This is a genomic window from Kitasatospora sp. NRRL B-11411, assembly GCF_000721345.1.
GTDB lineage: Bacteria > Actinomycetota > Actinomycetes > Streptomycetales > Streptomycetaceae > Kitasatospora > Kitasatospora cineracea.
The window spans coordinates 27,507-52,764 of record NZ_JOGH01000008.1 but is presented as its reverse complement, the minus strand read 5'-3'; the positions used below and the strand labels follow the sequence as shown (position 1 = coordinate 52,764).

Annotated in this window: 14 protein-coding genes; 7 read left to right on the top strand and 7 right to left on the bottom strand. The window is 77.0% G+C overall.

Going from position 1 to position 25,258, the window contains the following annotated elements; genetic code table 11:
- Nucleotides 1–126: 126 nt before the first annotated feature.
- From mshC to IH44_RS0105860, 4 genes are all read right to left on the bottom strand, one after another.
- A complete protein-coding gene (gene mshC, locus IH44_RS0105875; protein WP_030458327.1) occupies nt 127–1,356 on the bottom strand; it encodes a cysteine--1-D-myo-inosityl 2-amino-2-deoxy-alpha-D-glucopyranoside ligase in 1,230 nt (409 codons plus the stop codon).
- 89 nt (nt 1,357–1,445) lie between these two features.
- On the bottom strand, nt 1,446–2,282 hold the full coding sequence (locus tag IH44_RS0105870; protein WP_369794905.1) for an SCO1664 family protein: 837 nt from the start codon (nt 2,280–2,282) through the stop codon (nt 1,446–1,448).
- A 38-nt stretch (nt 2,283–2,320) separates the two neighbouring features.
- Complete coding sequence (locus IH44_RS0105865) at nt 2,321–2,884, bottom strand: DUF3090 domain-containing protein (RefSeq protein ID WP_030458325.1); 564 nt, start codon at nt 2,882–2,884, stop codon at nt 2,321–2,323.
- A 139-nt stretch (nt 2,885–3,023) separates the two neighbouring features.
- Complete coding sequence (locus IH44_RS0105860) at nt 3,024–3,719, bottom strand: histidine phosphatase family protein (protein WP_030458324.1); 696 nt, start codon at nt 3,717–3,719, stop codon at nt 3,024–3,026.
- Nucleotides 3,720–3,782: 63 nt separating this feature from the next.
- Here IH44_RS0105860 and corA point away from each other — a divergent pair, with 63 nt between their 5' ends.
- Complete coding sequence (gene corA, locus IH44_RS0105855; RefSeq protein ID WP_030458323.1) at nt 3,783–4,772, top strand: magnesium/cobalt transporter CorA; 990 nt, start codon at nt 3,783–3,785, stop codon at nt 4,770–4,772.
- Between the two features lie 51 nt (nt 4,773–4,823).
- On the opposite strand, the gene IH44_RS0105850 is transcribed toward corA, so the two are convergent.
- On the bottom strand, nt 4,824–5,990 hold the full coding sequence (locus IH44_RS0105850; RefSeq protein ID WP_030458322.1) for an ALF repeat-containing protein: 1,167 nt from the start codon (nt 5,988–5,990) through the stop codon (nt 4,824–4,826).
- 258 nt (nt 5,991–6,248) lie between these two features.
- On the opposite strand from IH44_RS0105850, the gene IH44_RS0105845 reads away from it, so the two are divergent.
- From IH44_RS0105845 to IH44_RS0105825, 5 genes are all read left to right on the top strand, one after another.
- Entirely contained in the window at nt 6,249–7,103 is an 855-nt protein-coding gene (locus tag IH44_RS0105845) for a DUF4132 domain-containing protein (protein ID WP_030458321.1), read from the top strand.
- Nucleotides 7,100–12,184, top strand: a complete 5,085-nt coding sequence (locus IH44_RS0105840) for a hypothetical protein (RefSeq protein ID WP_051816586.1) — start codon at nt 7,100–7,102, stop codon at nt 12,182–12,184. Before IH44_RS0105845 ends, IH44_RS0105840 begins: the two co-directional genes overlap by 4 nt.
- Nucleotides 12,185–12,291: 107 nt before the next feature.
- Nucleotides 12,292–13,428 (top strand): AAA family ATPase, encoded by a 1,137-nt coding sequence (locus tag IH44_RS0105835; RefSeq protein ID WP_030458319.1) that lies wholly within the window; start codon nt 12,292–12,294, stop codon nt 13,426–13,428.
- Between the two features lie 5 nt (nt 13,429–13,433).
- Nucleotides 13,434–17,024, top strand: coding sequence for a DUF5682 family protein (locus IH44_RS0105830; protein ID WP_063759552.1), 3,591 nt, complete (start codon nt 13,434–13,436; stop codon nt 17,022–17,024).
- Nucleotides 17,021–18,871 (top strand): hypothetical protein, encoded by a 1,851-nt coding sequence (locus IH44_RS0105825; RefSeq protein ID WP_051816585.1) that lies wholly within the window; start codon nt 17,021–17,023, stop codon nt 18,869–18,871. The genes IH44_RS0105830 and IH44_RS0105825 overlap by 4 nt, the downstream gene beginning before the upstream one ends.
- 158 nt (nt 18,872–19,029) lie before the next feature.
- Here the strand turns inward: IH44_RS0105825 and IH44_RS0105820 are convergent, their stop codons facing one another.
- Nucleotides 19,030–21,207 carry a M4 family metallopeptidase gene (locus IH44_RS0105820; RefSeq protein ID WP_030458316.1) on the bottom strand — a complete coding sequence of 726 codons (2,178 nt, stop codon included), beginning with the start codon at nt 21,205–21,207 and terminating at the stop codon, nt 19,030–19,032.
- Between the two features lie 208 nt (nt 21,208–21,415).
- Here IH44_RS0105820 and IH44_RS49335 point away from each other — a divergent pair, with 208 nt between their 5' ends.
- Nucleotides 21,416–24,172: a LuxR family transcriptional regulator gene (locus IH44_RS49335; protein WP_051816584.1), complete on the top strand. Its 2,757-nt coding sequence runs from the start codon at nt 21,416–21,418 to the stop codon at nt 24,170–24,172.
- Nucleotides 24,173–24,193: 21 nt separating this feature from the next.
- On the opposite strand, the gene IH44_RS0105810 is transcribed toward IH44_RS49335, so the two are convergent.
- The gene (locus tag IH44_RS0105810; protein ID WP_030458314.1) at nt 24,194–25,240 is read right to left on the bottom strand and encodes an LLM class F420-dependent oxidoreductase; all 1,047 of its coding nucleotides are present in this window, start codon (nt 25,238–25,240) and stop codon (nt 24,194–24,196) included.
- Nucleotides 25,241–25,258 lie beyond the last annotated feature (18 nt).

Genomic DNA, 25,258 nt, shown 5'->3' with positions numbered 1-25,258 from the left:
GCAGCGTGACGCGCACCGCGTGGATCGGCCCCGGGAGGGTGGTGACTCTCCCGGGGCCGATCTTGCTGTGGGTGCCGGGTTGCCCGCGCAGTCCCCCGCGCCCCTGGCGGGGCGCGGGGAAGGGCGTTAGAGGGCGACGCCGAGCAGGGCGTCCACGGTGCGGGAGACCAGGCCGGGGGCGCCGGTGTCCTCGCCGCCCTCGGCGTGGGCGGTGGCGGCCCAGCGGTCGACGGCCGCGAGGGCCGCGGGGGCGTCGAGGTCGTCGGCGAGGGCCGCGCGGACCTCGGCGAGCAGGGCCTCGGCGGGCGGGCCGTCGGGGCGGGAGACGGCGGATCGCCAGGTGGCGAGGCGGGTGAGGGCGGCGTCGAGGTCGGCGGCCGTCCACTCCCAGTCGCTGCGGTAGTGGTGGGCGAGCAGGGCGAGCCGGATCGCGGCGGGGTCGATGCCGTCGCGGCGCAGGGCCGAGACGAAGACCAGGTTGCCGCGGGACTTGGACATCTTGTGGCCGTCCAGGCCGACCATGCCGGCGTGCACGTACGCGCGGGCGTAGGGGTGCTCGCCGAGGGCGGTCTGGGCATGGGCGGCGCCCATCTCGTGGTGCGGGAAGGACAGGTCGCTGCCGCCGCCCTGGATGTCGAAGTCCATGCCGAGGAACTCGAGCGCGATGGCCACGCACTCGATGTGCCAGCCGGGGCGGCCGCGGCCGAGTTCGGTCTCCCAGGCGGGTTCGCCGGGGCGGGCGGAGAGCCAGAGCAGGGCGTCCAGCGGGTTCTTCTTGCCGGGGCGCTCGGGGTCGCCGCCGCGCTCGGCGAAGACCGGGAGCATCTGCTCGCGGGTGAGGCCGGAGACCTCGCCGAAGCGCGGGTCGGCGTCGACCGAGAAGTAGACGTCGCCGTCGACCTCGTAGGCGGCGCCGGAGGCGAGCAGCCGCTGCACCAGCGGGACGATCCACGGGATGGACTCGACGGCGCCGATGTAGTGCGCGGGCGGGAGCATCCGCAGCGCGGTCATGTCCTCGCGGAACAGCGCGGTCTCGCGCTCGGCGAGCGCGGTCCAGTCCTGGCCGGTGGCCGCGGCCCGCTCGATCAGCGGGTCGTCGACGTCGGTGACGTTCTGGACGTAGAGGACGTCGTGGCCGGCGTCCTTCCAGACCCGCTGCACCAGGTCGAAGGTGTTGTAGGTGGCGGCGTGGCCCAGGTGGGTCGCATCGTAGGGGGTGATGCCGCAGACGTAGAGCCGGGCGGTCGGGCCGGTGGGCACGACCTCTCGGACACTGCTGGTGGCGGTGTCGTGAATGCGCAGGGGAAGCCCCTGACCGGGAAGGGCGGGAACCTCGGAGGCGGGCCAGGCATGCATGGCACCGACTCTAACCTTGCGATCATTTGAAAGACCAACCTATGGACGCGATCGGCCGGAATCCGTTCGTCCTCGGTTTCGGATCGGTATCAGACCGGCGGCCAGGGAATAGAAGGCCACTCCGCCGACGGCAGCGGATGCCGTCCGGCGGTCCGCAGCGCGGCGGTCCGGGCCTTCAGCGCGGCGAGCTCACCGGGCGTCAGGTGCGGGCGCAGCCGCTCGCCGAGCGGTCCGTCGAGGTCGGCGGCGAGCGCGGCCAGCACCTCCAGGGCCTCGGCGGTGAGCGGCTGCTCGGCCCAGCCCCAGAGCAGGGTGCGCAGCTTCGGGTCGGTGTGGAAGGTGACGCCGTGGTCGATGGCGTAGATCCGGCCGTCGGCGGCGGGCAGCCAGTGGCCGCCCTTGCGGTCGGCGTTGTTGAGGACGGCGTCCAGCACGGCGAGGCGGCGCAGCCGGTCGTCGTCGCGGTGCACCAGCCAGACCTGGCGCCCGGCCTCGACCTCGGCCCGGACCACCGGGAGCCAGCCGTCCCGGACGCCGTCCAGGGGCTGCAGGTCGAGCAGTTCGGGCGCCTGCGGGTCGGGTTCGATCCACAGCTGCACCATGCCGGGCCCGGCCGGGCCGTCGCGCAGCACGGTGGGCGGGACGAGGTGCCAGCCGGTGGCGGCGGAGACCTCGTGCGCGGCGGTCTCCCGGCCGGCCAGGGTGCCGTCGGGGAAGTCCCACAGCGGGCGCTCCCCCGCGACCGGCTTGTACACGCAGGGCGCGGTGACGCCGTCCAGGGTGGCGGTGCAGTACAGGACGGCGTTGGAGGCGTCGGTGACCCGGCCGTGCACGGCCAGGGCGCCCGTGCGCAGCAGGGTGAGCGCGGTGGCGGGGTCGGCAGCCAGGGCGGCGCTGGTGGCCGGGTCGGTGCCGGGGGCCTCCACCTGTTCCACCTGCTCCCCCGTCCCTTCCGGTTGCTCGCTCAGCGCCGGTAGCCGTTCGCGCGCGGGCACAGGTGGCCCTCCGGGTCGAGCGGCAGGTTGCAGAACGGGCAGGGCTTGCGGCCGGCCGCGACCAGGTCCAGGGCCCGCTTGGCGAACACCCGGGCCATCGCGCCGCTGAGCCGCACCCGCAGCAGGTCGGGGCCGTTCTCGTCGTCGAAGACCTCGGCCTCGTTCTCCTCCTCGGACTCCTCGACGTACGCCTGCGCCTCGACCACCAGGCACTCGTCCCGGGCGTCCCAGGCCAGCGCCATCGTGCCGACCCGGAACTCCTGTTCCAGCGGCAGGTCGAGCGGGGCGGTGTCGAGCAGTTCGACGGGGGCGACGGCCGGGATCGCGGCCTCGCCGCCGCTGCGCCGCAGCGCCTCGTCGAGGACCTCCTCGACGCGCTCGGCGAGCGCGGCGACCTGGGTCTTCTCCAGCAGGACGCTGGTGATCCGGCCGCGCGAGGACGCCTGCAGGTAGAACGCGCGGGCGCCGGGCTGGCCGACGGTGCCGGCCACGAACCGCTCGGGCTGGTCGAAGAAGTGGACCTGACGGGACACGCTGTTCGCTCCGGAAGGGGTTGCGGTCTTCTCGATCTCACCCTACGGCCAAACGGGCCGTGAGCGGCACGCGGGGCGGGCGGTTTCCGCGTGCGGTCGGGCAGTTGTGCGCGGGCGCGGCGGCCGGGCGCCGGGACGCTCAGGCGGTGCCGGTCTCGCCGCCGACCACCGCGTCGTCGCCGGCCGAGTGCCCGTGCGGGCGCGGGGCCAGCGCGGTGAGCGAGCCGGTGTCGCCCAGGCGCAGCAGGTAGGGGCGGTGGGGGGTGTAGCGGATCGCGGTGACCGAGCAGGGCTCGACCGAGATCCGCTGGAAGTGGTCGAGGTGCAGGCCGAGGGCGTCGGCGACGATCGCCTTGATCACGTCGCCGTGGGTGGCGACGGCCCAGAGCGCGTCCGGCCCGTGGTCGACGGCGACCTTGTCGTTCCACTCGCGCACCGCGTCGACGGTGCGGTGGCTGAGCGCGCGCAGCGACTCGCCGCCGGGGAAGGCGGCGGCCGAGGCGTGGTCCTGGACGGTGCGCCAGAGCGGCTCGTCGGCGAGCTCGGACAGCGGGCGGCCGGTCCACTCGCCGTAGTGGCACTCGCCGAGCCGCTCGTCCAGCGCGGGGGCGGCCAGTTCGGGGCGGGCGGCGAGCAGCGGCTCCAGGGTCTGCCGGCAGCGCTCCAGCGGGCTGCTGACCAGGCGGGCGATCGGCAGCCCGGCGAGCCGCTCGGGCAGCGCGGCGGCCTGGGCCCGCCCGGTGTCGTCCAGGTCGACTCCGGGCGTCCATCCGGCGAGGATCCCGGCGGAGTTGGCGGTGGACCGGCCGTGGCGGACGAGCAGCAGGGTGGGCATACCTGAAAGGGTACGGGGTCCGCCCCTCCCCGCGGGCGGCGCCGGTCGGTCACAATGGCGGGCATGATCGTGGACTGCGGCACCTACCGGGACGGCAAGCGCACCGAGGGCCCCGAGGACTTCTCGGACGCCCTCGCGGAGGTCCGCGCGGCCGGGGACGGGTTCCTGTGGATCGGCCTGGCGGACCCGACCGCGGCGGAGTTCGACCACGTCGCCGAGGAGTTCGGCCTGCACCCGCTGGCGGTCGAGGACGCGGTGACGGCGCACCAGCGCCCGAAGGTCGACATCTACCAGGACTCGGTGTTCACCGTCCTGAAGACCGCCGCCTACCACCAGCAGGACGAGACCGTCTCGATCGGCGAGCTGATGATCTTCCTGGGCGACTCGTACGTGATGACCGTCCGGCACGGTCCGGAGAGCCCGCTCAAGGACCTGCGGGCCAAGCTGGAGAAGCAGCCCGAACTGCTCGCGCACGGGCCCGCCGCCGTGCTGTACGCGGTCTGCGACCTGGTGGTCGACCAGTACCTCGACGTGGCCACCGAGCTGCAGACCGACCTGGACGAGCTGGAGGAGGAGATCTTCTCCCCCGGCCGCTCGCGCGGCGCCGCCGAGCGGATCTACGGCTTCAAGCGGCAGGTGGTGGGCTTCCGCAAGGCCACCTTCCCGCTGATGGAGCCCGCGCTGCGGCTGACCCGGGTCGGCGCCGACGTGCAGGTGCCGTTCGTCGCGGACGGGCTGCGCCCGTACTTCCGGGACGTGGCGGACCACCTGGCCAAGGTCAACGAGGTGGTGGAGAGCCTGGACCGGCTGCTGTCCGACATCCTCTCCGCCAACCTCGCGCAGGTCAGCGTGCAGCAGAACGACGACATGCGGAAGATCTCCGCGTGGGCCGCGCTGGCCGCCGTCCCGACCATGATCGCCGGCATCTACGGGATGAACTTCGAGCACATGCCGGAACTGCGCCAGCCCTGGGGCTACCCCGTCGCCCTCGGCCTGATGGCGGGCGTCTGCGTCGGCCTGCACCGGCTCTTCAAGCGCGCGGGCTGGCTGTAGGCCCCGGGCCGGGGACGCGGCCGCGACCGCGCCCCCGGAGGTGACGTCCCGTCAGGAGCGCTGCGTCCGGCGGCGGGTGGCCACCAGGGTGCCCGCGCCGAGCACGACCGCGGCCGCGCCGGCGGCGGTGACGGCGGCGAGCGGGGTACCGGGACCGGTGAAGGCCAGCCCGGCGGCGGTGCTGTCGGTGCCGGTGGCGGTCGTGGTGGTCGTGGTGGTGGTGTTCGAGACCGGGGTGACGGTGCTGCCGCCGTCCGGGCCCTTCCCGCCGTCCCCGTTCCCGTTCCCGTCCTCGCCGCCCTTGCTGCCCTTGCCGTCGTCCTCCTTGCCGCCGCCGCCCTGCTGGGCCGCCTTGTCGCGCTCCTGGGCCTCCTTGAGCCCCGTGGTCAGGAAGGCGCGCAGCACGTCCGGGTCGTCGGAGTCCAGCACCGCGTTCGCGGCCTTCCGGACCTCCGGGCCACCGACCGACATCTCCCGGACGATCCGGATCCGGTAGTCGGTGCGGAGGCGGGCGGGGGCCTTCTCCAGGAAGGCGGCGATCTCCGCGGGGTCGTTGCGCTCCAGCACCGCCATCGCGTCGGTGCGCAGCGCGGTCCCGATGAACGGGTCCTCGACGAGCTGCGAGAGCTTGACCCGGTTGTCGGAGGCGGTCAGCGCCGGGACGGTGACGGTCAGGAAGCGGACGCACGCCTCCGTGCTGCCGTCGGTGAGGACGTCCTGAGCCGCCTGCCAGATCGGGGTCCCGTACCCGGCCCCGGCCATGATCTGGGTGGTCCTGATGGCGTAGTCGTCGTGGACGACCACCTTCAGCTCGACGTCCAGGAAGTGCTGGATCTGCTCGGCGGTGCCGGACTGCGCCTTCTTCACCGTCGCGTAGTAGTAGGCGTAGTGGCCGGGCTCGGCGAGCGCCGCGTCCAGCCGGGCGCGCAGCGCGGTCTCGTCCAGCACCGGGGCCGCCGGGGCGGTCGGGTCCGTCGTGCCGCCGGTCGTGCCGCCGGCCTCTGCGGGGGCGGACGGCTGGGCCGGGGCCTCGGGCGCGGTGGTGTCGGCCGGGGTGGTGTCGGCGGGTCCGATGGGCTCGGTGTCCGGCGCGGGCGCGTCGGGCAGGGACCGGCCGGTCGGCGGGGTGTCGGCCAGCGCCGGGGTGGCGCCGAGGACGGTGGGTGCGGAGACGGCGGCGACGAAGACGGCAGCGGCGATCGACCGGCGAATGCTCAAGGGGTCCCCCCAGGGAAGCGGTGCGCGTGGGAACCACCGCCGCGGTGCGTGATCACACGGCGGTGTACGCCGGGGATCGTACCGGAACCTTTCACACGGTCATAACGTCTGCTTTTCCCACCCTTTGCCCTCGACCGGCCCGTCGCGTCCGGTTTCCGCCACCCCCGGGAAGGGGCGGGCCCGGGCCGGTGGATCACTTGTCGGCGAGGGCCGCTACGTTTCTCGCCAGTCGAAAGCAGCAGCTGGGAGGGCGTCGTCGTGGCGTGGGTGGCAGCGGGTGACTACGAGGTCGCGCTGGAGGGGGACGGGAAGGTCGCGTGCCGGAACGCGGCCGGGCGCCGGTTGAAGGCGGTGCCGTCGAAGCTGAAGGACGACCCGGTGGTGGTCGGGCTGCGGCAGCTCGCGGAGTGGCTGGCCGGGCACGAGCGGCAGTGCCTGGCGGACGTGGAGCGGTGGATGGTCCGCTCGCTGCCCGTCCCGGCCGCGGTGCTGGTCGCGGTGTGGGCGGACGAGGCCTGGCGTTCGGTGCTGCGCGACCTGGTGGTGACGGGTGCGGACGGCGCGGTCGCCGGGTTCCTGCGCGACGCCGATCCGGAGCGCGGCATCGGCGTGGTCGACCTGGACGGCGACACCGTCCGGCTGGCCGATCCCGAGATCCGCGTCCCGCACCCGGTGGTGCTGCCCGACCTCGACGAACTGCGGGAGTTCGCGGCCGAGTTGGGCGTCACGCAGCAGCTCCGGCAGCTGCACCGGGAGGTCTGGCACCGCCCGGCCGACCACGACCCGGCGGCCACCCGGGTGGATGCGTACGCGGGCGGCCGCTACAAGGAGCTGCGCGAGCTGCTGGGCCGCTGCGCCCGGCTCGGGTACCGGGTGCGGGGCGGGTACGCGGTGGTGCCGCTGGTCGAGGGCGGGCGGGCGCTGGAGGCCCGGCTGTGGGTGGGCGACTACTACGAGTACGACGAGTGCGAGACCGGGCCGCTGAGCTGGGCCGCCCCGGACGGGCGGCTGCTGCCGCTCGCCGAGGTGGGCCCGGTGGCCTGGTCCGAGGGCATGCGGATGGCTGCCGCGCTGCACGCCGGCCGCACGATCGAAGGGGAGGAGTCGGCATGACGGGGAGCACCCTGACCGACGCGCAGTACACCGAGCGGCTGCTCGACGCGGGGGCGGTCCTGCCGGCCGGCACGGCGACCCGGGACGACGGGGCCGACGGGGCGGACCGCACGGTGGACGTGCTGACCGCCCGCGGCTACCGGCACCCCGGGCTGGACGGGCGGACCGTGGTCCGGCTGGTGCCGGGGGCGCTGGGCGCCGCCGAGGACCTGGCGGCGGAGTTCCTGGGCCTGCGCCCGGCCGCCGACCCGGTCGAGGTGGGCCTGGTCCGGCAGGAGGCGCTGGGATTCCCCGCCTGGGCGCTGGTCCACGACCCGGCCAACGGGCACCACGCGCTGGCCGTGGTCAAGGAGATGGAGCGGCTGGCCCGCCAGGCCAAGTCCAAGCCGGGCCACGCCAAGGACGGCTTCGAGGAGCTGGCCACCCGCCTCGGGCGGGCCGTCCCGCACTTCCTGCCGACGTACTGCGAGCAGGTCGGCCGGATCTTCCTGGAGCAGGGCAACCAGACGTACGCGGCGATGTTCTTCGGCCGGGCCCGCGAGGCCGAGCGCACCCACGGCCTGGAGGTCGACGAGGAGCGGCTGCGCGCCGTCTTCCTGGAGTTCGCGCTGAACGGGGCGCTGACCGTCAAGGCGCTGCGCCAGTACGTGAAGGACCTCGGCGGGCGGCTGGACGCGCTGACCGCGTGGCAGCGGTTCCGGCAGCTGTGCGCCGAGCGCTCCGCCTCCGGCATGGCCCCGTACGCGGGCATCGCCGAGGACGCCCGGGCGCTGCTCCGGGCCGCCGGGCTCGACCTCGCCGAGCAGGAGCGGGCCCTGGTCGTCGACCTGCTGTCCTCCCCCGCGATCGGCCGGGCCCCGGGCGGGGTGTGGAAGGCCTGGCGCGGGCCGCTGGTCGAGGCCGCCCGCGCCGACGCGGCGGTGCGGGCCCGGCTGCTGGAGATCCTGCCGACGCCGTCCGGCGGGCAGGACGAGGGCGGTGTGGACGGGGAGTGGCTGGAGCTGCTGCGGGACAGCGGCGCGCAGGACCTGCTGACCGACCCGCAGCACCGCGGCGCCGAGCCCGCGGCCCGCTGGCTGGAGCGCTGGACGGCGCACCTCAGCCGGGGCTGGCGCTCCCGCCCGGGCTGCGCGGCGACGGTCGAACTGGCCGGCCGGATGGCCGGGCGGCTGCGGGCCGAGGCCGTCCCGGTCGCGCTGGCCCCGAACAACCCGACCGCGCTCAACCTGCTCGACCTGCTGCTCGCCGAACGGGTGCCGGTCGCCGACCCGCCCGCGCGGCTGTCGGTGGACCTGCGCACCTGGCTGAGCGAGGGCCGCCCCGGCCGGCGGGACCTGGCGGCCGCCGCGGCCGACCCGCGCTTCCGCCCGGCGCTGCGCGAGGCCGTCCCGCCGGTCTGGGGCGCCGCCGACGCGGAGCGGCTGCGCGCGCTGGAGGACCAGTACCCGGCGCTGCACGCACTGTTCGTCGAGTGGGCCGACCTGGCCGCCGACGAGCTGCTCGCCACCCGCGGCCTGGCCGCCGCCCACGGCCGGGTGTCCCGGCTCGCCACCTGCCGGCGCGCCGTCGCCCTCGCCAACCCGGCCGCCGCCGCCCGGATCGCCGGGCTCGACGTCGCCGCGCTGCTCGGGCACACCCTGCGCGCGGGCATCCTGGACGAGCTCGGCTGGCCCGCCCTGGAGGAGGGCCTGCGGCTGCTGGACGGCGACGGCGGGGCCGCCCGGCCTCCGTCCGGCCGCGACGGCCTGCGGATCGAGAACGCCTGGCCCGCGCTGATCCTGGCCCGGCGCGACAAGGCCGTGGTGGTCGGCCCGGAGGGCGTCCTGCTGGAGCACGACCTGCGGGTGCCCGCCGGCCTGTCGTCCTGGCACGGGCCCGCGCTGCGGTACGCCGACGGCGAACTGCTGGTCTCCTGGTGGGAGGACGGCGGGCAGCGCGCCTACTGGTCCGGCCGGCCGGACCAGGTCTTCACCCCCACCGGCGAGCGGCCGGGGACCGGCTACCACGGGATCCACAGCACCGCCCCGACCTCGCTGCCGCTGCCCGGCGGCGGCCGGACCACCGGCGGCCGCCCGCTGCACGCGGGCGACACCGCCCTGCCGCCCGAGCACCGGGTGCTCTGCGACGGCACCGGCTACTGGACGGTCCGGCGCACCGGCGTCCGCACCGTCCTCACCGAGTACGACCCGCTGACCGGGCAGCACGGCCGGACGTCCGTGCCGCCGCTGTTCGCCGCCCCCGCCGCCGACCCGACCGGCGCGCTGCGGCCGGAGCTCTCCCGGCTGCTCCCGCTCCAGCCCGGGCTGGAGCGCACCCCGCTCGGCACCGACGGCGCCCTGCTCGGCGGCTGGGTCCGCGCCGAGGGCGAACGGATCACCTTCCACGGCGTCGACGGCCGCCGCACCGCCCTGACCCTCCGGGGCCCGCACGACGACCGCCACCCGCTCGGCCGGCTGGCGCTGCCCGGCGGCGCCGCCCCGGTGCTGGCCGTCGGCCCGCGCCAGGCCGAACTGCTCCCCGCGGACGGGGCCGACCACGACGGGGACGGGGCCGGCCGCGACGGGGACGCGCTCGCGGTGGTCACCTTCGCCCAGCACGGCGGCCAGGAGGCCGCCGGAACGGCCCTGGTGCCGCCGATCGACTTCTGGCACGCGCTGCGCCCCCGCGACGAGGCCGGTTCGCTGGCGCTGCGCGCCCTGACCGACCGGCAGGCCGCCGAACTCCTGGCCGCCGCCCGGCCGGTGCCCGCGCCGGAGACCCCGGCCGTCCCGGACCCCGCGCCGGTGCCCACCCGGACGCTCGGCGTCGGCCTGCGGTTCCTGTCCCGGCCGGCCGAGCCCCGGCCCGCCGAGCCGGCCCGGTCCGCCTCGCTGGAGGCGGTCGCCGCGCTGCTGCCCGGCCTCACCGACCCGCGGCTGGCCGCCGGTGTGGCGGGCCAGCTCCGGACGGCCGTCGCCGTCGGGGCCCGGGCCGCCGGGTTCGGGCCGCAGCCCGAGCCCGCCGCCCCGGCGGCCGCCGCCGCTCCCGCCCCGGTCGCCCACCGCCCGGAGCACGGCCGGGACGGCCAGCTGGCCGACGCCCTGGAGGTCGCCCTGCGCAGCACCGCCGGCCTGGGCCACAGCTGGAACCGCCCGACCGAGCAGTGGCACGTGCTGACCAACCTGCGCACCGTCACCGCCGCCCTGGCCGCCCCGCCGCGGCAGCGCCCCGCCGGGTGGACGGCCGACCCCGACCGGCTCCCGCTACTCGGCGCGAGCGAGTACCAGGGCTGGCTGCCGCTGCTCGGCCGCACCGGCCCGCTGGCCCTGACCGCGGCCCAGCCCGGCACCGGCGAGCGCGTCCGGGCCACCCTGCTCCTGCTGCTGGAGGAGCTGACCCGCGGCTGGCTCGCCGACCGGGGCCCGGAGCTCCGCGAGGTGACGCTCAGCGAGAAGAACGACGCCTCCGGGCCCTCGTCCGAGATCGTCGCCGACCGGCTGGGCCGGGTCCTGCGCCACGGGGACCGCACCGTGGTGCTGGTGGCCTGCCGCCGCTACGGCCCGGAGCTGCAGTGGGACGCCGTCGACCACGACCCGTCCGGGACGTTCGGGCCGGTCGCCCACTTCACCACCGTCCGGGAGCGGCCGGTGCGCGACGACCTGACCGCCGACCGGGCCGCCCGCTTCGCCGCCGTCCTCCGGCAGCACGGCCCGGCCGCCTGGCGGCCCGAGCAGGCGCAGGCCCTCGGCGAGGCCACCGGCCTCGGCCCGACCCGCGCGACCCTGCTGCTGGCCGGCCCGGTCGACGACCTGCCGGCCGAGCAGCTCGCCGCGTACGGCCTGAAGAGCGCCGCGGCCGACACCGCCCGGCGGTGGCTGCACGCCGTCCCCCAGGACGACCTGGACGCCTTCGGGGCGGCCCTGCTGCCCGCCGACCCCGAGCGGCTGCGGGACGAGGGCCTGGCCGTGGACGCCGCGACGGCCTGCTGGACCGCCCGCCGCGGCCGGCTGCTGACCCTCCCCGAGGAGATGCGGACCAACACCGCCGGGACGGACCTCCTCACCATCGAGGCCCTGCTCAACCCGGCCGGCACCCACTGGCTCTCGCGCACCACCGTCCAGCGGGTGCGCACTGTCGAGTCGGTCCCCCAGCTGACCGCCGACGACCCGGCCGCGCTGCCCCACCACCGGAACCTGAGCGGCGCGGTCGGCGCGCTGCGCTGGCTGGCCCACCACCTGCCGTACGGATCCCCGGTCCGGCAGGCCCTGCCGGGGACGCTGGCGGCGGTCCGCGCCCGGCTCGCCGACCCCGGGCTGCTGCTCGACCTCGGCCCGTACTCCAGCGTCCGCGACCGGCTGCTCACCCACGTGCTGCGCGCCCACTTCGGCCTGCCGGAGCAGGGCGGCGCGGACGGCGACGGCCTGCTCGCCTGCACCGGGGCCCTCGTCATCGCCCCCGGCCCCTACGGCGAGCACGCCCACCTGCGGCCCGCGGCCCTCGACGGCCCCGACGACCCGCTGTTCGAGCTGCTCGGCGGCCTGGTCGCCCCCTACTACGCCCAGGACCTGCTGACCGCGCTGCGCGCCCTGCTGAGCGAGGAGCTGACCCGGCTGACCGGCCACGGCAGCTCCGCCGACGAGCCCGCCGGCTGGCCGCAGGACCCGCAGCGCAGCGTCCCCGACCTGGTCGCCGAGGTGGCCGGCGCCACCGGCCTGGACCAGGACGCGGCCGCCCTCTACCTGCAGCTGCTCGCCCTGCCCGACCCGACCGACCGCAACACGGCCCGCTGGACCGGCTGGAAGCCCGCCCGGCTCAAGCGGGCCCGGGCCGCCCTCGCCGCCGGCGACCTGGTGCTGGCGGCCAAGCGGGCCCGGGCCGGCCGCAGCCTCTTCCTGCCCGGCGGCTGGCAGGAGGCCAAGGCGCCCGCCCTGCCCGTCGAGGTCTGGAAGGGCGGCCTGTACCCGATCCCGGCCGGCGCGGTGGTCCTGCCGCCGCTCCCGGCGCCCGAGCTGTTCGCCCGCGCCTGGCAGCGGGTCGCCGACGGCGACCGGCCCGGCTACGAGCAGCTCACCACCGGCGGCCGCGGGCGCAGGCGCCGGTGAACCCGCGCCGCCCGACCGGCTCGTCCGACCCGACCGACCCGACCGACCCGCACCGCCCGACCGACTCGTCCGACCCGACCGACCCGCAGCAGAGTGAGGACCAGGCCATGAGCACCACCCCCGCGCCGGACCGGCAGATCGTCCCGCCCGAGGAGAGGTACGCCGCCGAACTGGAGTTCCTCGCCGCGTACGACAGCGGCCCGCGCCCGCCGGGCTGGCGGCTCACCCCGCGCGCCGTGGTCACCTTCGTGCTGGGCAGCGACGGCGCGAAGCTCAAGCACGGCCGCCGGAGCCTGGCCGTCGAGCGGAAGTTCGTCGGCGAGCGCGCCCTGGTCGAACGCTGCGTGGTCACGCTGGCCGGCGAGCGCGGCCTGCTGCTGGTCGGCGAGCCCGGCACCGCCAAGTCGATGCTCTCCGAACTGCTCGCCGCCGCCGTCTGCGGCACCAGCGCGCTCACCGTCCAGGGCACCGCCGGCACCACCGAGGACCAGCTCAAGTACGGCTGGAACTACGCCCTGCTGCTCGCCAAGGGCCCCAGCCGGGAGGCCCTGGTGCCCTCGCCGGTGCTCACCGCGATGACCGGCGGCGCGGTCGCCCGGGTCGAGGAGGTCACCCGCTGCCTGCCCGAGGTGCAGGACGCCCTGGTCTCGCTGCTCTCCGAACGGCGGATCGCCGTCCCCGAACTCGCCGGCAGCCCCGACGCCCAGCTCCACGCCGCCCCCGGCTTCACCCTGATCGCCACCGCCAACCTGCGCGACAAGGGCGTCTCCGAGATGTCCGCCGCGCTCAAGCGGCGCTTCAACTTCGAGACGGTCGGCCCGATCGGCGACCTCGACGCCGAGATCGACCTGGTCCGGCGCCAGTCCACGGCCGCCGTCGCCCGGGCCGGCGCGCCCTACGCCGTCGACGACGCCGTCCTGGAGGCCCTGGTCACCGCCTTCCGGGACCTGCGCACCGGCCGCTCCGTCGAGGGCTGGGACGTCGAGCGCCCCTCCACCGTGATGAGCACCGCCGAAGCCGTCTCGGTCGCCACCGCGCTCGGCGTCACCGCCGCCTACCTGGACGGCGACGGCGACGTCCTCGGCCGCCTGCCCGGCCAACTGGTCGGCGTGGTCCGCAAGGACGACCCCGCCGACGCCGCCCGGCTGCTCGGCTACTGGGACGGCGCCGTCCGCCGCCGCGCCGAACGGGGCTCCGCGACCTGGCGCACCCTGTGGGACCTGCGCCCGGAACTGGGGGACTGACCCCCGTGACCCCCGCGGCCACCGACCTCTCTCTCGATTCCCTCTCCCCCGATTCCCCCGATTCCCCCGATTCCCCCGCCGAGGGCCTGGCGGCCCTCGCCGCCTCCGGCACCGACCGGCCCGGGCCGCACCTGATCGGCGTCCGCCACCACGCCCCGTCGATCGCCGCCGTCCTGCCCGCCCTGCTCGACGCGGCCCGGCCGGACGTCCTGCTCGTCGAGCTCCCCGCCGAGTTCCAGCCCTGGCTGGACCTGCTCGCCGACGCACGCACGCAGGCCCCGGTCGCCCTCGCGGCCGCCGCCCCCGAGGAGGGCGCCACCCCGGCCTTCTACCCCTTCGCGGACTTCTCCCCCGAGCTCGCCGCCCTGCGCTGGGCCGCCGCCCACGGCGTCCCCGCCGTGGCCTGCGACCTGCCGCTCGCCGCGGGCCTGCCCGGCGGCGGCCGGAACGGGAGCCCGGGCGGGGACCGCCCGCCGGGCCTCGCCGAGGCGCTGCGCCGCCGCCTGACCGGCCGTCCGGACGAGGACCTCTGGGACCGCCTGGTCGAGGCCCCCGCCCCCGGCTGCACCCCGGAGGCGGTCCGGCGGGCCGCCCTGCTGGTCGGCTGGGCCCTCCGCCGGGACGCCGGCACCGTCGACCCGCACGACCTGCGCCGCGAAGCCTGGATGCGGGACCGGATCCGGGACGCCGCCACCGGCGGCCGCCGGGTCACCGCCGTCGTCGGCGCCTTCCACGCCCCGGCCCTCCTGCCCGGGCCCGAACCGTCCGAGGCTGCCGCCGCGGGCCGGGACACCGACAGCGGGGCCGAGACCCCCGCTCCCGCCGGGGTCGTCGTGTCGTTGATCCCGTACACCTACCCGTTGCTGGACGCCCGTTCCGGGTACCCGGCCGGGATCCGTGATCCCGAGTGGCAGCACGGGGTGCTGGCCGCCGGCGGGGATCCGGGGCGGCTCGCCGAGCAGCTCACCGGGGCCGCGGTGCGGGTCTGCGGGGCGCTGCGCGGGCAGGGGCATCCGGCCGGGCCCGCCGATGCGCGGGAGATCGTCCGGTTGGCCGGTGACCTGGCCCGGTTGCGGGGGCTGCCCGCGGCGGGGCGGGGGGAGCTGGTCGAGGCGGTCCAGACGGTGCTGGCCCAGGGCGAGCCGCTGGGTCGCGGCCGGGCCGTGGCCCGGGCGCTCGAACGGGTCATGGTCGGTACCCGCACCGGGCGGCCGACTCCGGCGGCGCCGCGGAGCGGTCTGGGTCCGGCGGTCGAACTGCTGGCGACGGAGCTCGGCCTGCCGGGGCCGGACGACGCCGCCGAGCCGGCGCCCCGCGACCTGCGGCTCGATCCGCTCCGTTCGCCGCTGGACGCCCGCCGCGAGCTGCTGCTGCGCCGCCTGGGGGTGTGCGGGGTGCCGTACGGCGAGCAGCTCGCCGTCGTCGGGGCGGGCGGGACCGATGCCCTGGGTTCCCGTTGGCGGGTGCGGTGGACGCCCGCGGTCGCGGCCATGCTGGCGGTCGCGGGGGTGCGCGGGGTGACGCCGGGTCAGGCCGCGGAGGGCACGCTCCGCGAGCGGCTGCGCCGGGAGGACGAGGAGGGCGGGCCGACCGCCCGGCAGGTCGTCGACGGCCTCGCCGCCGCCGCGGACTGTGCGCTGCCCGCGCTGGCGGGCGCCCGGCTCGAACAGCTCGCCGAGCGGCTGCCCGCCGTGGCCACGCTCCCCGAACTGCTGGACGGGCTGGCCCTGTTGGACCGGTTGGCGGCCGGCCACCTGGCCGGGCAGGAGGCGGTGGCGCCGCTGCTCGGGCGGGTCGCCGAGGCGGCCGGCCTGCTCACCGCCGCCGCCGTCCGCGGGCTCGACGGCCTGCTCGGTTCGGACGAGCCCGCCGACGCCCGCGCCCTGGTGGAGTTCGCCCGCCGGGCCGACCCGGACGGCGGCCTCCGGCTCGGGCACACGCTGCGCCGGCTCGCCAACGGCGGTTCGCCGCTGGTGCGGGGCGCGGCCGGCGCGGCCCGGGTGCTGCTGGGCCACCAGCCGCCCGCGGTCCTCGGCGAGCGGGTGGTCTCCTGGGTGGACGCCGCGTCCTCCCCGACCGGCCGGGCCGCGCTGGGCCGCGCCCTCACCGGTCTGCTCACCGCCGCCGAGGGCCTGCTCGCCGCCGCCCCGGCCGCGCTGGAGCCGCTGCTGACCCGGGTCACCGAGCTGTCCGACGACGCCTTCCTGGAGCGGCTGCCCGCGCTGCGCGGCGGCTTCGACGCCCTCAGCCCCGCCGCCCGGGACCGGCTGCTCGCCGTCGTCGAGGAACGCCTCGGCACCCACGTCGACACCCTGCCGGCCGACCTGGCCCCGGCCGCGCTCGCCGCCTGGGCCCGGGCCGACCTGACGGCACGTCAGGCGCTCGCCGCCAGGGGGCTGCTGCCCGAAACCCCCGCCGTGGCCGAACTCCCGCCGCCGGTCCGCCCCTCGTCTGCCTTCTCCGCTGCCCCCTCCACTGCCCCGTCCGCCCTGCGGCCCGCCGACCGCTGGCGGCTGGTGCTCGGCCGGCCCGGCAGCGGGGCGGAGCCGGGCGGGCGGGCGGCCCGGCTGGCCCTCGCGCTGGACGAGCTGTACGGCACCGGGCGGGGCGAGGGCTCCGGCCCCGGCCTGACCGGCGGCGACGGCGGCGGCCGGGAGGCCCCGTACCCCGGGGTCCGCGAGTGGGCGGAGGAGTTGACGGCCCTGTTCGGGCCGGGCATCCGCGAGGAGGTGCTCGCGGCGGCGGTCGCCCACGGCCGCACGGACGTCCTGCCGGCGGTGGACCCGGACGCCGTCCGCCCCTCCGTCGAGCTGCTGCGCACGGTGCTGCAGCACGCGGGCGGCCTGCCCGAGTCGCGGCTGGCCGCGCTGCGCCCGCTGGTGAAGCGGCTGGTGGACGAGTTGGCGCGGGAGCTGGCCAGCACCCTGCGCCCGGCGCTGACCGGTCTGACCCTGCCGCGGCCCAGCCGCCGCCCCGGCGGGCGGCTCGACCTGGACCGGACGATCCGGGCCAACCTGGCCGGTGCCCGTCCGGGGCCCGACGGCGCCCCCCTGATCGTGCCCGAGCGTCCGGTCTTCCGGACCAGGGCGGGCCGGGCCAACGACTGGCGGCTGGTGCTGGTCGTCGACGTGTCCGGCTCGATGGAGGCCTCCACCGTCTGGGCCGCGCTGACCGCCTCGGTCCTGGCCGGCGTCCCCGCGCTGACCACGCACTTCGTGGCGTTCTCGACCGAGGTGGTCGACCTGAGCGGGCAGGTCGAGGACCCGCTGGGGCTGCTCCTGGAGGTGCGGGTCTGCGGCGGCACGCACATCGCGGCGGGTCTGCGGTACGCCCGCGGCCTGGTCACCGTGCCGTCCCGGACCCTGGTCGTGGTGGTGAGCGACTTCGAGGAGGGCTATCCGCTCGGCGGGCTGCTCGCCGAGGCCAGGTCGCTGGTCGGCGAGGGCTGCCACCTGCTGGGCTGCGCCGCCCTCGACGACACCGGCCGGCCCCGCTACTCGCAGGCCGTCGCCGGACAACTCGTGGCGGCGGGCATGCCGGTGGCGGCGCTCAGCCCGCTGGAACTGGCCCGCTGGGTGGGGGAGAAGATCGCATGACGGAGAACGCAACGGGTGCCCCCGCCGGGTCGTGGCCCGCCGTGTCGGCCGAGGTCGTCGCGGAGGTGGTGTCGGCCCTGTCGGAGCGGCTGCGCAAGCGGCTCGACGGCGCGGCGGCCAAGCTCGCCGCCCGGCCGGTCGTCCGGGCCGGTGACGAGTGGACCGTCCGGATCGACGAGGAGGCGGTGCTCGTCCTGCGCGCCCCCGGCGGCACGGTCCGCGCGGCCGCGGACGTCCGGTGCACCTGCCTGCTGGCCCCCGGCTGCCTGCACCGCGCCGCCGCCGTCACCGCCGCGCCGCTGGCCGAACCCGAAACCGGGACGGGGACCGGTGGCGGGGCCGAACCGCCTCCGGCCCCGGAGGCCCCGGACGCCCCGGACGCCGGAGCGGCGCAGGAGCCGCTCACCCCGGCCGAGGCCGAGGCCGTCCACCGGCTGCGCCGGGCCGCCGCCCACACCCTGGCGGCGGGGATCAGCGGCGCGGGCAGCGTCGTCCAGGCGGAACTGCTGCGCACCGCGCACCAGGCCCGGCTGCTCGGCCTGCACCGCCCGGCCGCCCTGGCCACCACCGTCGTCACCCGGCTGCGCGCGGCCCGCGCCGCCGAGCCCGACCACCGGCTCGCCGACCTGGCCGCCGCCCACCGCGACCTGCTCGACGCCACCACCGTCACCGCCGCCACCGACCCGCGCACCCTGCGCGGCACGGCCCGGCAGACCTACCGGGAGGTCGGCTCGCTGCGCCTGTACGGGCTGTTCGCCGAACCGGTGGTGACCGCGACCCACGCGGGGGTCGCGGTCTGGACGGTGGACGCCGACGGCACCCTCGCCACGGTCTCCGAGGTCACCCCGCACGGCGACCCCGCCGAGGCGGCCCGGCTCGCCCGGGCCGCGGCCGACCGGCCGCTGCGGCTCGGCGAGACCTCCCTGACGCACCGCGACCTGGCCCGGGGCGGCCTGATCCTCCAGGGCGCCACCCGGACGGCCTCGGGCCGGCTCGGCGCGGGCACCGGGGTCCGCGCGGTGGGCGCCGCCGGGGCCCACTGGCACCAGCCGCCGGTGGCCCGGCTCTGGGAGGTCCCGGCCGGGGCCCAGGTCGAGCGCGCCCTGCGCGCCGAACGCACCCCGTACGAGCTCCGGGCCGCCGGGTCGGACCTGCTCTTCCTGGACGTCACCCTGCTCGGCGCGCGGACCGTCCCCGGCTCGGCCGCCCCGCTGCTGCTCGCCGACTGCGCGGGCCTGCCGGTGGCGCTGCTCGCCACCCAGGGCCATCCGCGGCTCGCCTTCGCGGCCAACCTGGCGCTGCTCGCCGCCGTCCCCGGCCTGCGGCTGCGGATCGTCGGCCGCCTGGAGCGCGCCGCCCACCCGCGCCTGCACCTGCTGGCGGCCGCCCCGGCCCCGGAGTCTGGTCCGGGGCCGTCCCTCGCCCTTCCCGAGGCGTACCGGCAGCGGGTCAGCCTCGGCTTCGACGCGTTGCAGCACGCCGACCTGCCGCCCGCCCCGGCCGCCCCGGCCGGCGCTCCCCCGGCCGCCGACCTGGCCCCGCAGCCGCCGCTCCACTTGCTGGCCCGTCCGCTCGAACAGGCCGTCACCGGCGGCCGCAGCGCCCTGTCGGCCCGGCTCGCCCGGAGCGCCGCCGGGGAGGAGGCCCACCTGCGCACCGCGGGCCTGGCCACCGCCGGGCACCTCCTCACCGCGCTGCGCGCCGCCGCGGCCGACCAGCGGCGCGACACCTTCGGCCGCCTGCGCACCGACGACCACCAGGCCTACGCCACCGCCTGGTTGGCCGCCGCCGCCTACCGGGAGGAACTCGCCACGGCCCTGTGCGCCGCCGCCTGGTCGGCCGGCTGACCGGCACCGCCCGGAACGCGGCGGCCCCGTGGCCGGACCCTGCCCCAGGAGGGTCCGGCCACGGGCTGCCGCCTCCGTTGCCACCCCGCGCGAACGCGGCAGTCCTGCGGCCGGAGCCGTCCCAGGACGGGTCCGGCCGCAGGAGTGTGCGGGACCGGTCAGCCGACGGCGACGTCGTCGATCAGGAAGACGGTCGCCAGGTAGGCGTCCTCGGTGCCGGCGAACTCCAGCTTCACGCTCCGGCCCTTGTAGGCGGACAGGTCGACGGTCTTCTGGACGTACCCGGCCGAGGCGTTGGCGTTGGAGTAGGTGGCCAGCGTGGTGCCGTTGACGTTGACCTTGAGGGTGTCGTAGGCGGTGGTGCCGCTCTCCTGGGTGCTGACCTTGAGCCAGAAGGTGAGCTTGGGGCTGCCGGTGGCGGGCACCGCGATGTTCGACTGGGACAGGGACTCGACGGCGGAGGTGCCGTAGCCCATCATCCAGGCGTACCAGGAGCCTCCGTGAGCGGCCTGGAGGGTGGAGTTGGTGATGTCGCTGTCGCTCTGGGTCCAGCCGGTGGTGCCCTGCTCGAAGCTGCCGTTGGTCAGCGCGTTGCCCGGGTTCGGGTTGCCGGTGGACGACGGGGACGGGGACGGGGCGGGGCTGGTGGAGGTGGAGGGCGACGGGGAGGGGCTGCCGGTGCCCGGGTCGGGCAGCGCGGTGCCGACGCTGACGGCGGCCCACGCCTTGGAGACGAGGTACCGCTCCTGGGAGTTGGCGCCGTACAGGTCGGCGGCGGCCTGGAGGGTCGCGGTGCGGGCCGAGGAGTAGGTGGTGGTGGAGGTCATGTAGGTGGTCAGCGCCCGGTACCAGACGGCCGCGGCCTTGTCCCGGCCGATGCCGGTGAAGGTGTCGCCGTTGCACGGGGTGCCGTTGTGCGGGAGGCCGCCGATGGTCTTGGCGCCGGTGCCCTCGGCGGCCAGGTAGAAGAAGTGGTTGGCGATGCCGGAGGAGTAGTGCACGTCGACCTGCCCGGCGTTGGAGCTGTAGCAGGACAGCGAGTTGCCGTCGACGGCGGGGTTGTCCATCCGGCGCAGGTAGCCGCCCGGCATGTTGAGCTTCTCGCCGATGTAGTAGTCGCCGGGGTCGGTGCTGTTGTTGGCGTAGAACTCGACCATGGTGCCGAAGATGTCGCTGGTGGCCTCGTTGAGGCCGCCGCTCTCGCCGGAGTAGTTGAGGTTCGCGGTGGCGGCGGTGACGCCGTGGCTCATCTCGTGTCCGGCCACGTCGAGCGCGGTGACGGGGGTGTTGCCGTTCTGCGAGGAGCCGTCGCCGAAGGACATGCAGAAGCAGGAGTCGTCGTAGAACGCGTTCAGCAGGCTGCTGTCGACGTGCACGTAGGCGGGTGCGCCGCGGCCGTCGTTGCGGATGCCGGAGCGGTTGAAGGTGTTCTGGTAGAAGTCCCAGGTCTTGGCGAGGCCGTAGGAGGCGTCGACGGCGGCGCTCTCCCGGCTCGAAGTGGAGCCGGTGCCCCAGGAGTTGGTGCTCTTGCTGAAGGTGCGGGCGTTCTGCTTCGGGTTGGACTGCGGGCTGTTGTACGAGTCGTAGACGATCGTGCCGCCGTGCGAGGCGTCGGTGAGGGTGTAGCCGCTGCCGGACTGGGTGGTCTCGATGGAGACCTGGCCGGCGGTGACGCCGTTGCCGGTGCCGGTGACGCCCTGGTGCAGTTCGTACTGGTCGAGCGGCGCGCCGCTGCCCGCGTCGACGATCACCGCCTCCCGGGAGCCGGGGCCGCTCTCGCCCTCGCCGGTGACGGTCGAGCGGTACGCGAGGACGGGGACCTTGCCGACCGCGTACACCACCAGGGTGCTGCCGTCCGCGGCCCCGCTCCTGGCGTTCCTGACGTGCTTGGCGTGCCGGGCGGCCGCGGCCGAGGCGTCGGCCGCGCTCAGCTTCGGCGTCACCCCCGCCACCTTGATCGCGCCCTGGTGGGCCTGGTCGGAGCCGGTGGCCCGGCCGTTCCTGTCGTAGTGGACGACCAGGTCGCCGCCGATGACGGGCAGGCCGCGGTAGCTGCGGTCGTAGCGCACGTGCCGGGCGCCGTCGGTGTCGACCAGCACGTCCTTGGCCGTCAGGCGCTCGTCGGGGCCGAAGCCGAGCGACGCGGCGACGGCTGCGGCCTCCCGGTCGGCGGTGCGCAGCGCCTCGGCGCGCGCGTCGGCGCTCATCGCCCGGAACCCGGCGCCGGGTCGGGCGGTGGAGCTGGCGGCGGCGGTGGACTGGGTGGCCACCACGGTCACGGTGCCCAGGGTGAGGGCAGCCGCCACGGCGGCCGCGAGGGCGTTCTTGCGGGACATCGGATTCCTCCCGCCGAGCTGGGGTTGAGGGGGGAGGGCCGCGGGACGTCGTCGGGGGGTGGGGGGCGTCCGGCGGCCGGATGACAGCTCGACTGTGGCGATGAGGCTAGGGAAGGCCGGGGGCCGCCCACATCAGGGCAATCCCTTGACCTGGACCGCAGCGGCGCCGGGGGCGCACCATGGCCCGGTGCCAGACTCTGCGACGCGGGTGAGCGAGCTTCAGGGGGCGGCCGGCGCCGTGCTGCCGGTGGTGCCGGACGACGTGCTGCCGGTGGTGCCGGTGGTGCCGGACGACGTGCCCGGCACCCGCCGGGTGGTGCTGTTCGGGCCGCCCGGAATCGGCAAGACCACCGCCGCCGGCGTCCTGGGGCGGCGGCTGGGCCTGCCCGTGCTGCGGCTGGCCCCGGGCCCGCAGGACGCCCGCGTCCCCTACGCCGGGCTGCTGGAACTCGCCCTCGCCGCCCAACCGCTGCCCGCCGCACGGGAACTGGCGGCGGGTCTGGACGGGGCCGCCGGCGACCCGGACGGCGCCGGGGCCTCGCTGCGGCTGCGCCGGCTGACCGCCGCCCTGCTGCGGGACGCGCCGCCCGTGACGCTGGTGGTGGACAACGCCCAGTGGCTGGACCCGGCCAGCGCGGCCGTGCTGCGCTGGGCCCTGCGCCTGGCGCCGGACCTGCCCGTCATCGCCGCCGAGCGCACCTGGCGGCCGGAGGCCGGCGGCCACTGGATCGGCGAGGACGCGCACCCGGTGCGGGTACCGGCCCTGACGGACCGTCAGGTCGCGGCGCTGCTCGCGCCGCACCGGCCGGCCCTGCGCGAGGTCGCCCGGATCCGCACCGCCGGCGGCGGGAACCCCGCCCTGGTCCTGGCCCTGGCCGAGGACCTCGACCGCACCGCCGCCCCGTCGGCCGCCCGGGGCGCCGAGGACGGCCCGGCGCTGCCCCCGGCGGCCCGCCGGCTGGTGGGCGAGTGGCTGGGCACCGTGTCGGAGGAGGTCCGGGAACTGCTGACGCTCGCCGCGCTCGACGACCGCCCCGACCGCACGCTGCTCGCCCGGCTCGCCGGTCCGGCCGCCGGGGCCCTCCTCGCCGAGGCCGAGGCCGCCGGGCTCCTCGACACCGACCGGCCCGACGGGCAGGTGCGCTTCACCGCCTCCGCGATCGGCGCCGAGCTGACCGCCCGGCTCCCGGAGACCGCCCGCCGGCTCCTGCACGCCCGCCTGGCCGAGGCCAGCCACGACGGCCTCCGCCGCGACCGGCACACCGCGCTGGCCTCCGACGCCATCGACCCGCGCACCGCCCGGCGCGCCGCCCGCGCCGCCGCGAGCGCCCGGCTGCGCGGCGAGCACGCCCTGGCCGCCGAACTCTCCCTGCTCGCCGCCCAGCGCACCCCGCGCGAGGACACCGGTCTGCTCACCGAACGGGCCCTGACCGCCGCCCGCGACGCCGCGCACTACGGGGACCTCCCCCGCGGCCGGGTCGCCGCCCGCTTCGTCCTGGAGCACGACACCGGCCCCGCCCGGCGCGTCGACACCCTGATCGCCCTGATCGACGCGAGCGGACAGCACCTGGACGACGCGGACCACCTGTTCGCCGACGCCCTCCACGCCGCCGCCGGACGCCCGGACCTGACCTCGCAGGTGCTGATCCGCCAGGCCGTCTGGGCCAACGTCAGCGAGGGCGACCCCCACCGGGCGTGCGTCCTGGCCGAACAGGCCGCCGCCCTCGCCCTGTCCGCCGGCGACAGCGCCACCGGCGCGCTGGCCCTGACCATGCAGGCCCGCGTCCAGCGGATCCTCGGCCACCCCGGGAGCGAGGCCACGCTCGGGCACGCCCTGTCCCTGCCGCGCACCGCCGCCGTCCCCGTCAACGGCGCGCCCCAGCACCTCGCCGCCCGGCACGCCCTCTTCGACGACCTCCCCGACCGGGCCCGCGCCCTGCTGCTGCCGCTGCTCGTCGAGGCCGAACGGATCCCGGACGCCGAAGCCACCGTCGACGTCCTGCGCAGCCTCGCCGAGGCCGAACTGCGCGCCGGACGCTGCGCCCGGGCCCTCGATCACGCGCACCGCGCCCAGGCCCTGACCGACCGCACCGCCCTGTCACCCGCCCCCGCCTGCTACACCTCCGCCCTCGCCGAAGGCGCCGGCCGGAGCACCGGCACCGCCCTGGAGCACGCCCGCCGCGGCATCGACGCCGCCCGGCACGAGGACAACAAGGTCTTCCTCTCCCGCAACCTCTACGCCCTCGGACACCTGCTGCTCGCCACCGGCCGGCCCAGGGAGGCCCTGGAAGCCCTGGCGGAGGTCCGCGACCTGGAACGGCAGCAGCAGGTCCGCGACCCCTCCGTGCTGCGCTGGCACGCCGACCTGGCCGAAGCCCTGGTCGCCGTCGGCCGCCTCGACGAGGCCGACGACCTGCTGGCCGACACCCACCGCACCGCGACCGGCCTCGGCCGGGCCTCGGTGCTGCCCGCCCTGGCCCGCACCCGGGCCCTCCTGGAGGCCGCCCGCGGCGACTACGACGCCGCCGCCCGGCGCCTCACCGGCACGGCCGACCGCCTCCGCCACCTGCCCCTCGAACGCGGCCGCACCCTGCTGGCCCTCAGCCACACCGAACGCCGCGGCCGCCGCCGGGCCGCCGCCCGCGCCGCGGCCCGCAGCGCCGCCGACCTCTTCACCGCCCACCGGGCCCACCCCTGGGCCGACGCCGCCGCCCGCGCCCTGCACCGGCTGGAGCCCGGCCCCCCGGAGGAGGGCGCGCTCCCCCGCCTCACCTCGGCCGAGGAGCGCTGCGCCCGCCTCGCCGCGGCCGGCGCGAGCAACCGCGACATCGCCGCCGACCTCACCGTCAGCGTCAAGACCGTCGAGGCGACCCTCACCCGCGTCTACCGGAAACTCGACCTGCACTCGCGCGTCCAGCTCGCCCGCGCCCTCGCCCCGGCCGCCGACCGACCGGCCGACGGCTGACCGGCCGGCGGCGGGTGCGGATCAGGCCAGGCCGGCGCGCTCCAGGGCGTCGACGCCGGTGCGCAGGGCGGTGATGCGCTCGTCGAGGGTCCAGCCGGACGGGGCGAGGGTGAGGGTGGTGACGCCGGCGGCGGCGTACGCCTGCATGCGGTCGGCGATCCGGGCGGTGTCGCCGAGCAGGGCGGTGGCGTCGATGAAGTCGTGCGGGACGGCGGCCGCGGCGGCGGCCTTGTCGCGGGCCAGGTAGTGGGTCTGGACCTCGTCGGCGGCCTGCTCGAAGCCCATCCGGCGGGCGAGCCGGCTGTAGAAGTTCTTCTCCTTGCTGCCCATGCCGCCGAGGTAGAGGGCGGTGTAGTCGCGCAGGGTGTCGGCGGCGGCCCGGACGTCGTCGCCGACCACGATGTTGACGGTGGGGCAGAGGTCGAATCCGTCCAGGGTGAGCCCGGCCTTGGCGCGGCCCGCGGCGAGGGCGTCGACGGAGAGCGCGGCCTGCTCGGGGGAGAAGAACAGGCCGAGCCAGCCGTCGGCGATCTCGCCGGTGAGTTCGAGGTTCTTCGGGCCCATCGAGGCGATGTACAGCGGGAGGTGCTCGCGGACGGGGTGGACGGTGAGCTTGAGCGGCTTGCCGGGGCCGCCGGGCAGCGGGAGGGTCCAGTTGGCGCCCTCGTGCACCAGGCGCTCGCGGGACATCGCCTTGCGGATGATCTCCACGTACTCGCGGGTGCGGGCCAGCGGCTTGTCGAACTTGACGCCGTACCAGCCCTCGGAGACCTGCGGGCCGGAGACGCCGAGGCCGAGCCGGAAGCGGCCGCCGGAGAGGGTGTCGAGGGTGGCGGCGGTCATCGCGGTCATGGTGGGGGTGCGGGCCGGGATCTGGAAGATCGCCGAGCCGATGTCGATCCGCTCGGTCTTCGCGGCGACGTAGGACAGGACGGTGGCGGCGTCCGAGCCGTAGGCCTCGGCGGCCCAGCAGACGGAGTAGCCGAGGCGGTCGGCCTCCTGGGCGACCGCGATGTTGTCGGCGTCCAGGCCGAGTCCCCAGTAGCCGAGATTGATCCCGAGTCGCATGTGCCCAAGCCTTCCAGT

Bases quoted from the DNA above. Each gene is read 5' to 3' on its own strand.
- IH44_RS0105860 (WP_030458324.1), bottom strand. From the start codon at position 3,719: ATGCCCACCCTGCTGCTCGTCCGCCACGGCCGGTCCACCGCCAACTCC.
- corA (WP_030458323.1), top strand. From the start codon at position 3,783: ATGATCGTGGACTGCGGCACCTACCGGGACGGCAAGCGCACCGAGGGC.
- IH44_RS0105820 (WP_030458316.1), bottom strand. From the start codon at position 21,207: ATGTCCCGCAAGAACGCCCTCGCGGCCGCCGTGGCGGCTGCCCTCACC.
- IH44_RS0105825 (WP_051816585.1), top strand. From the start codon at position 17,021: ATGACGGAGAACGCAACGGGTGCCCCCGCCGGGTCGTGGCCCGCCGTG.
- IH44_RS0105835 (WP_030458319.1), top strand. From the start codon at position 12,292: ATGAGCACCACCCCCGCGCCGGACCGGCAGATCGTCCCGCCCGAGGAG.
- mshC (WP_030458327.1), bottom strand. From the start codon at position 1,356: ATGCATGCCTGGCCCGCCTCCGAGGTTCCCGCCCTTCCCGGTCAGGGG.
- IH44_RS0105810 (WP_030458314.1), bottom strand. From the start codon at position 25,240: ATGCGACTCGGGATCAATCTCGGCTACTGGGGACTCGGCCTGGACGCC.
- IH44_RS0105840 (WP_051816586.1), top strand. From the start codon at position 7,100: ATGACGGGGAGCACCCTGACCGACGCGCAGTACACCGAGCGGCTGCTC.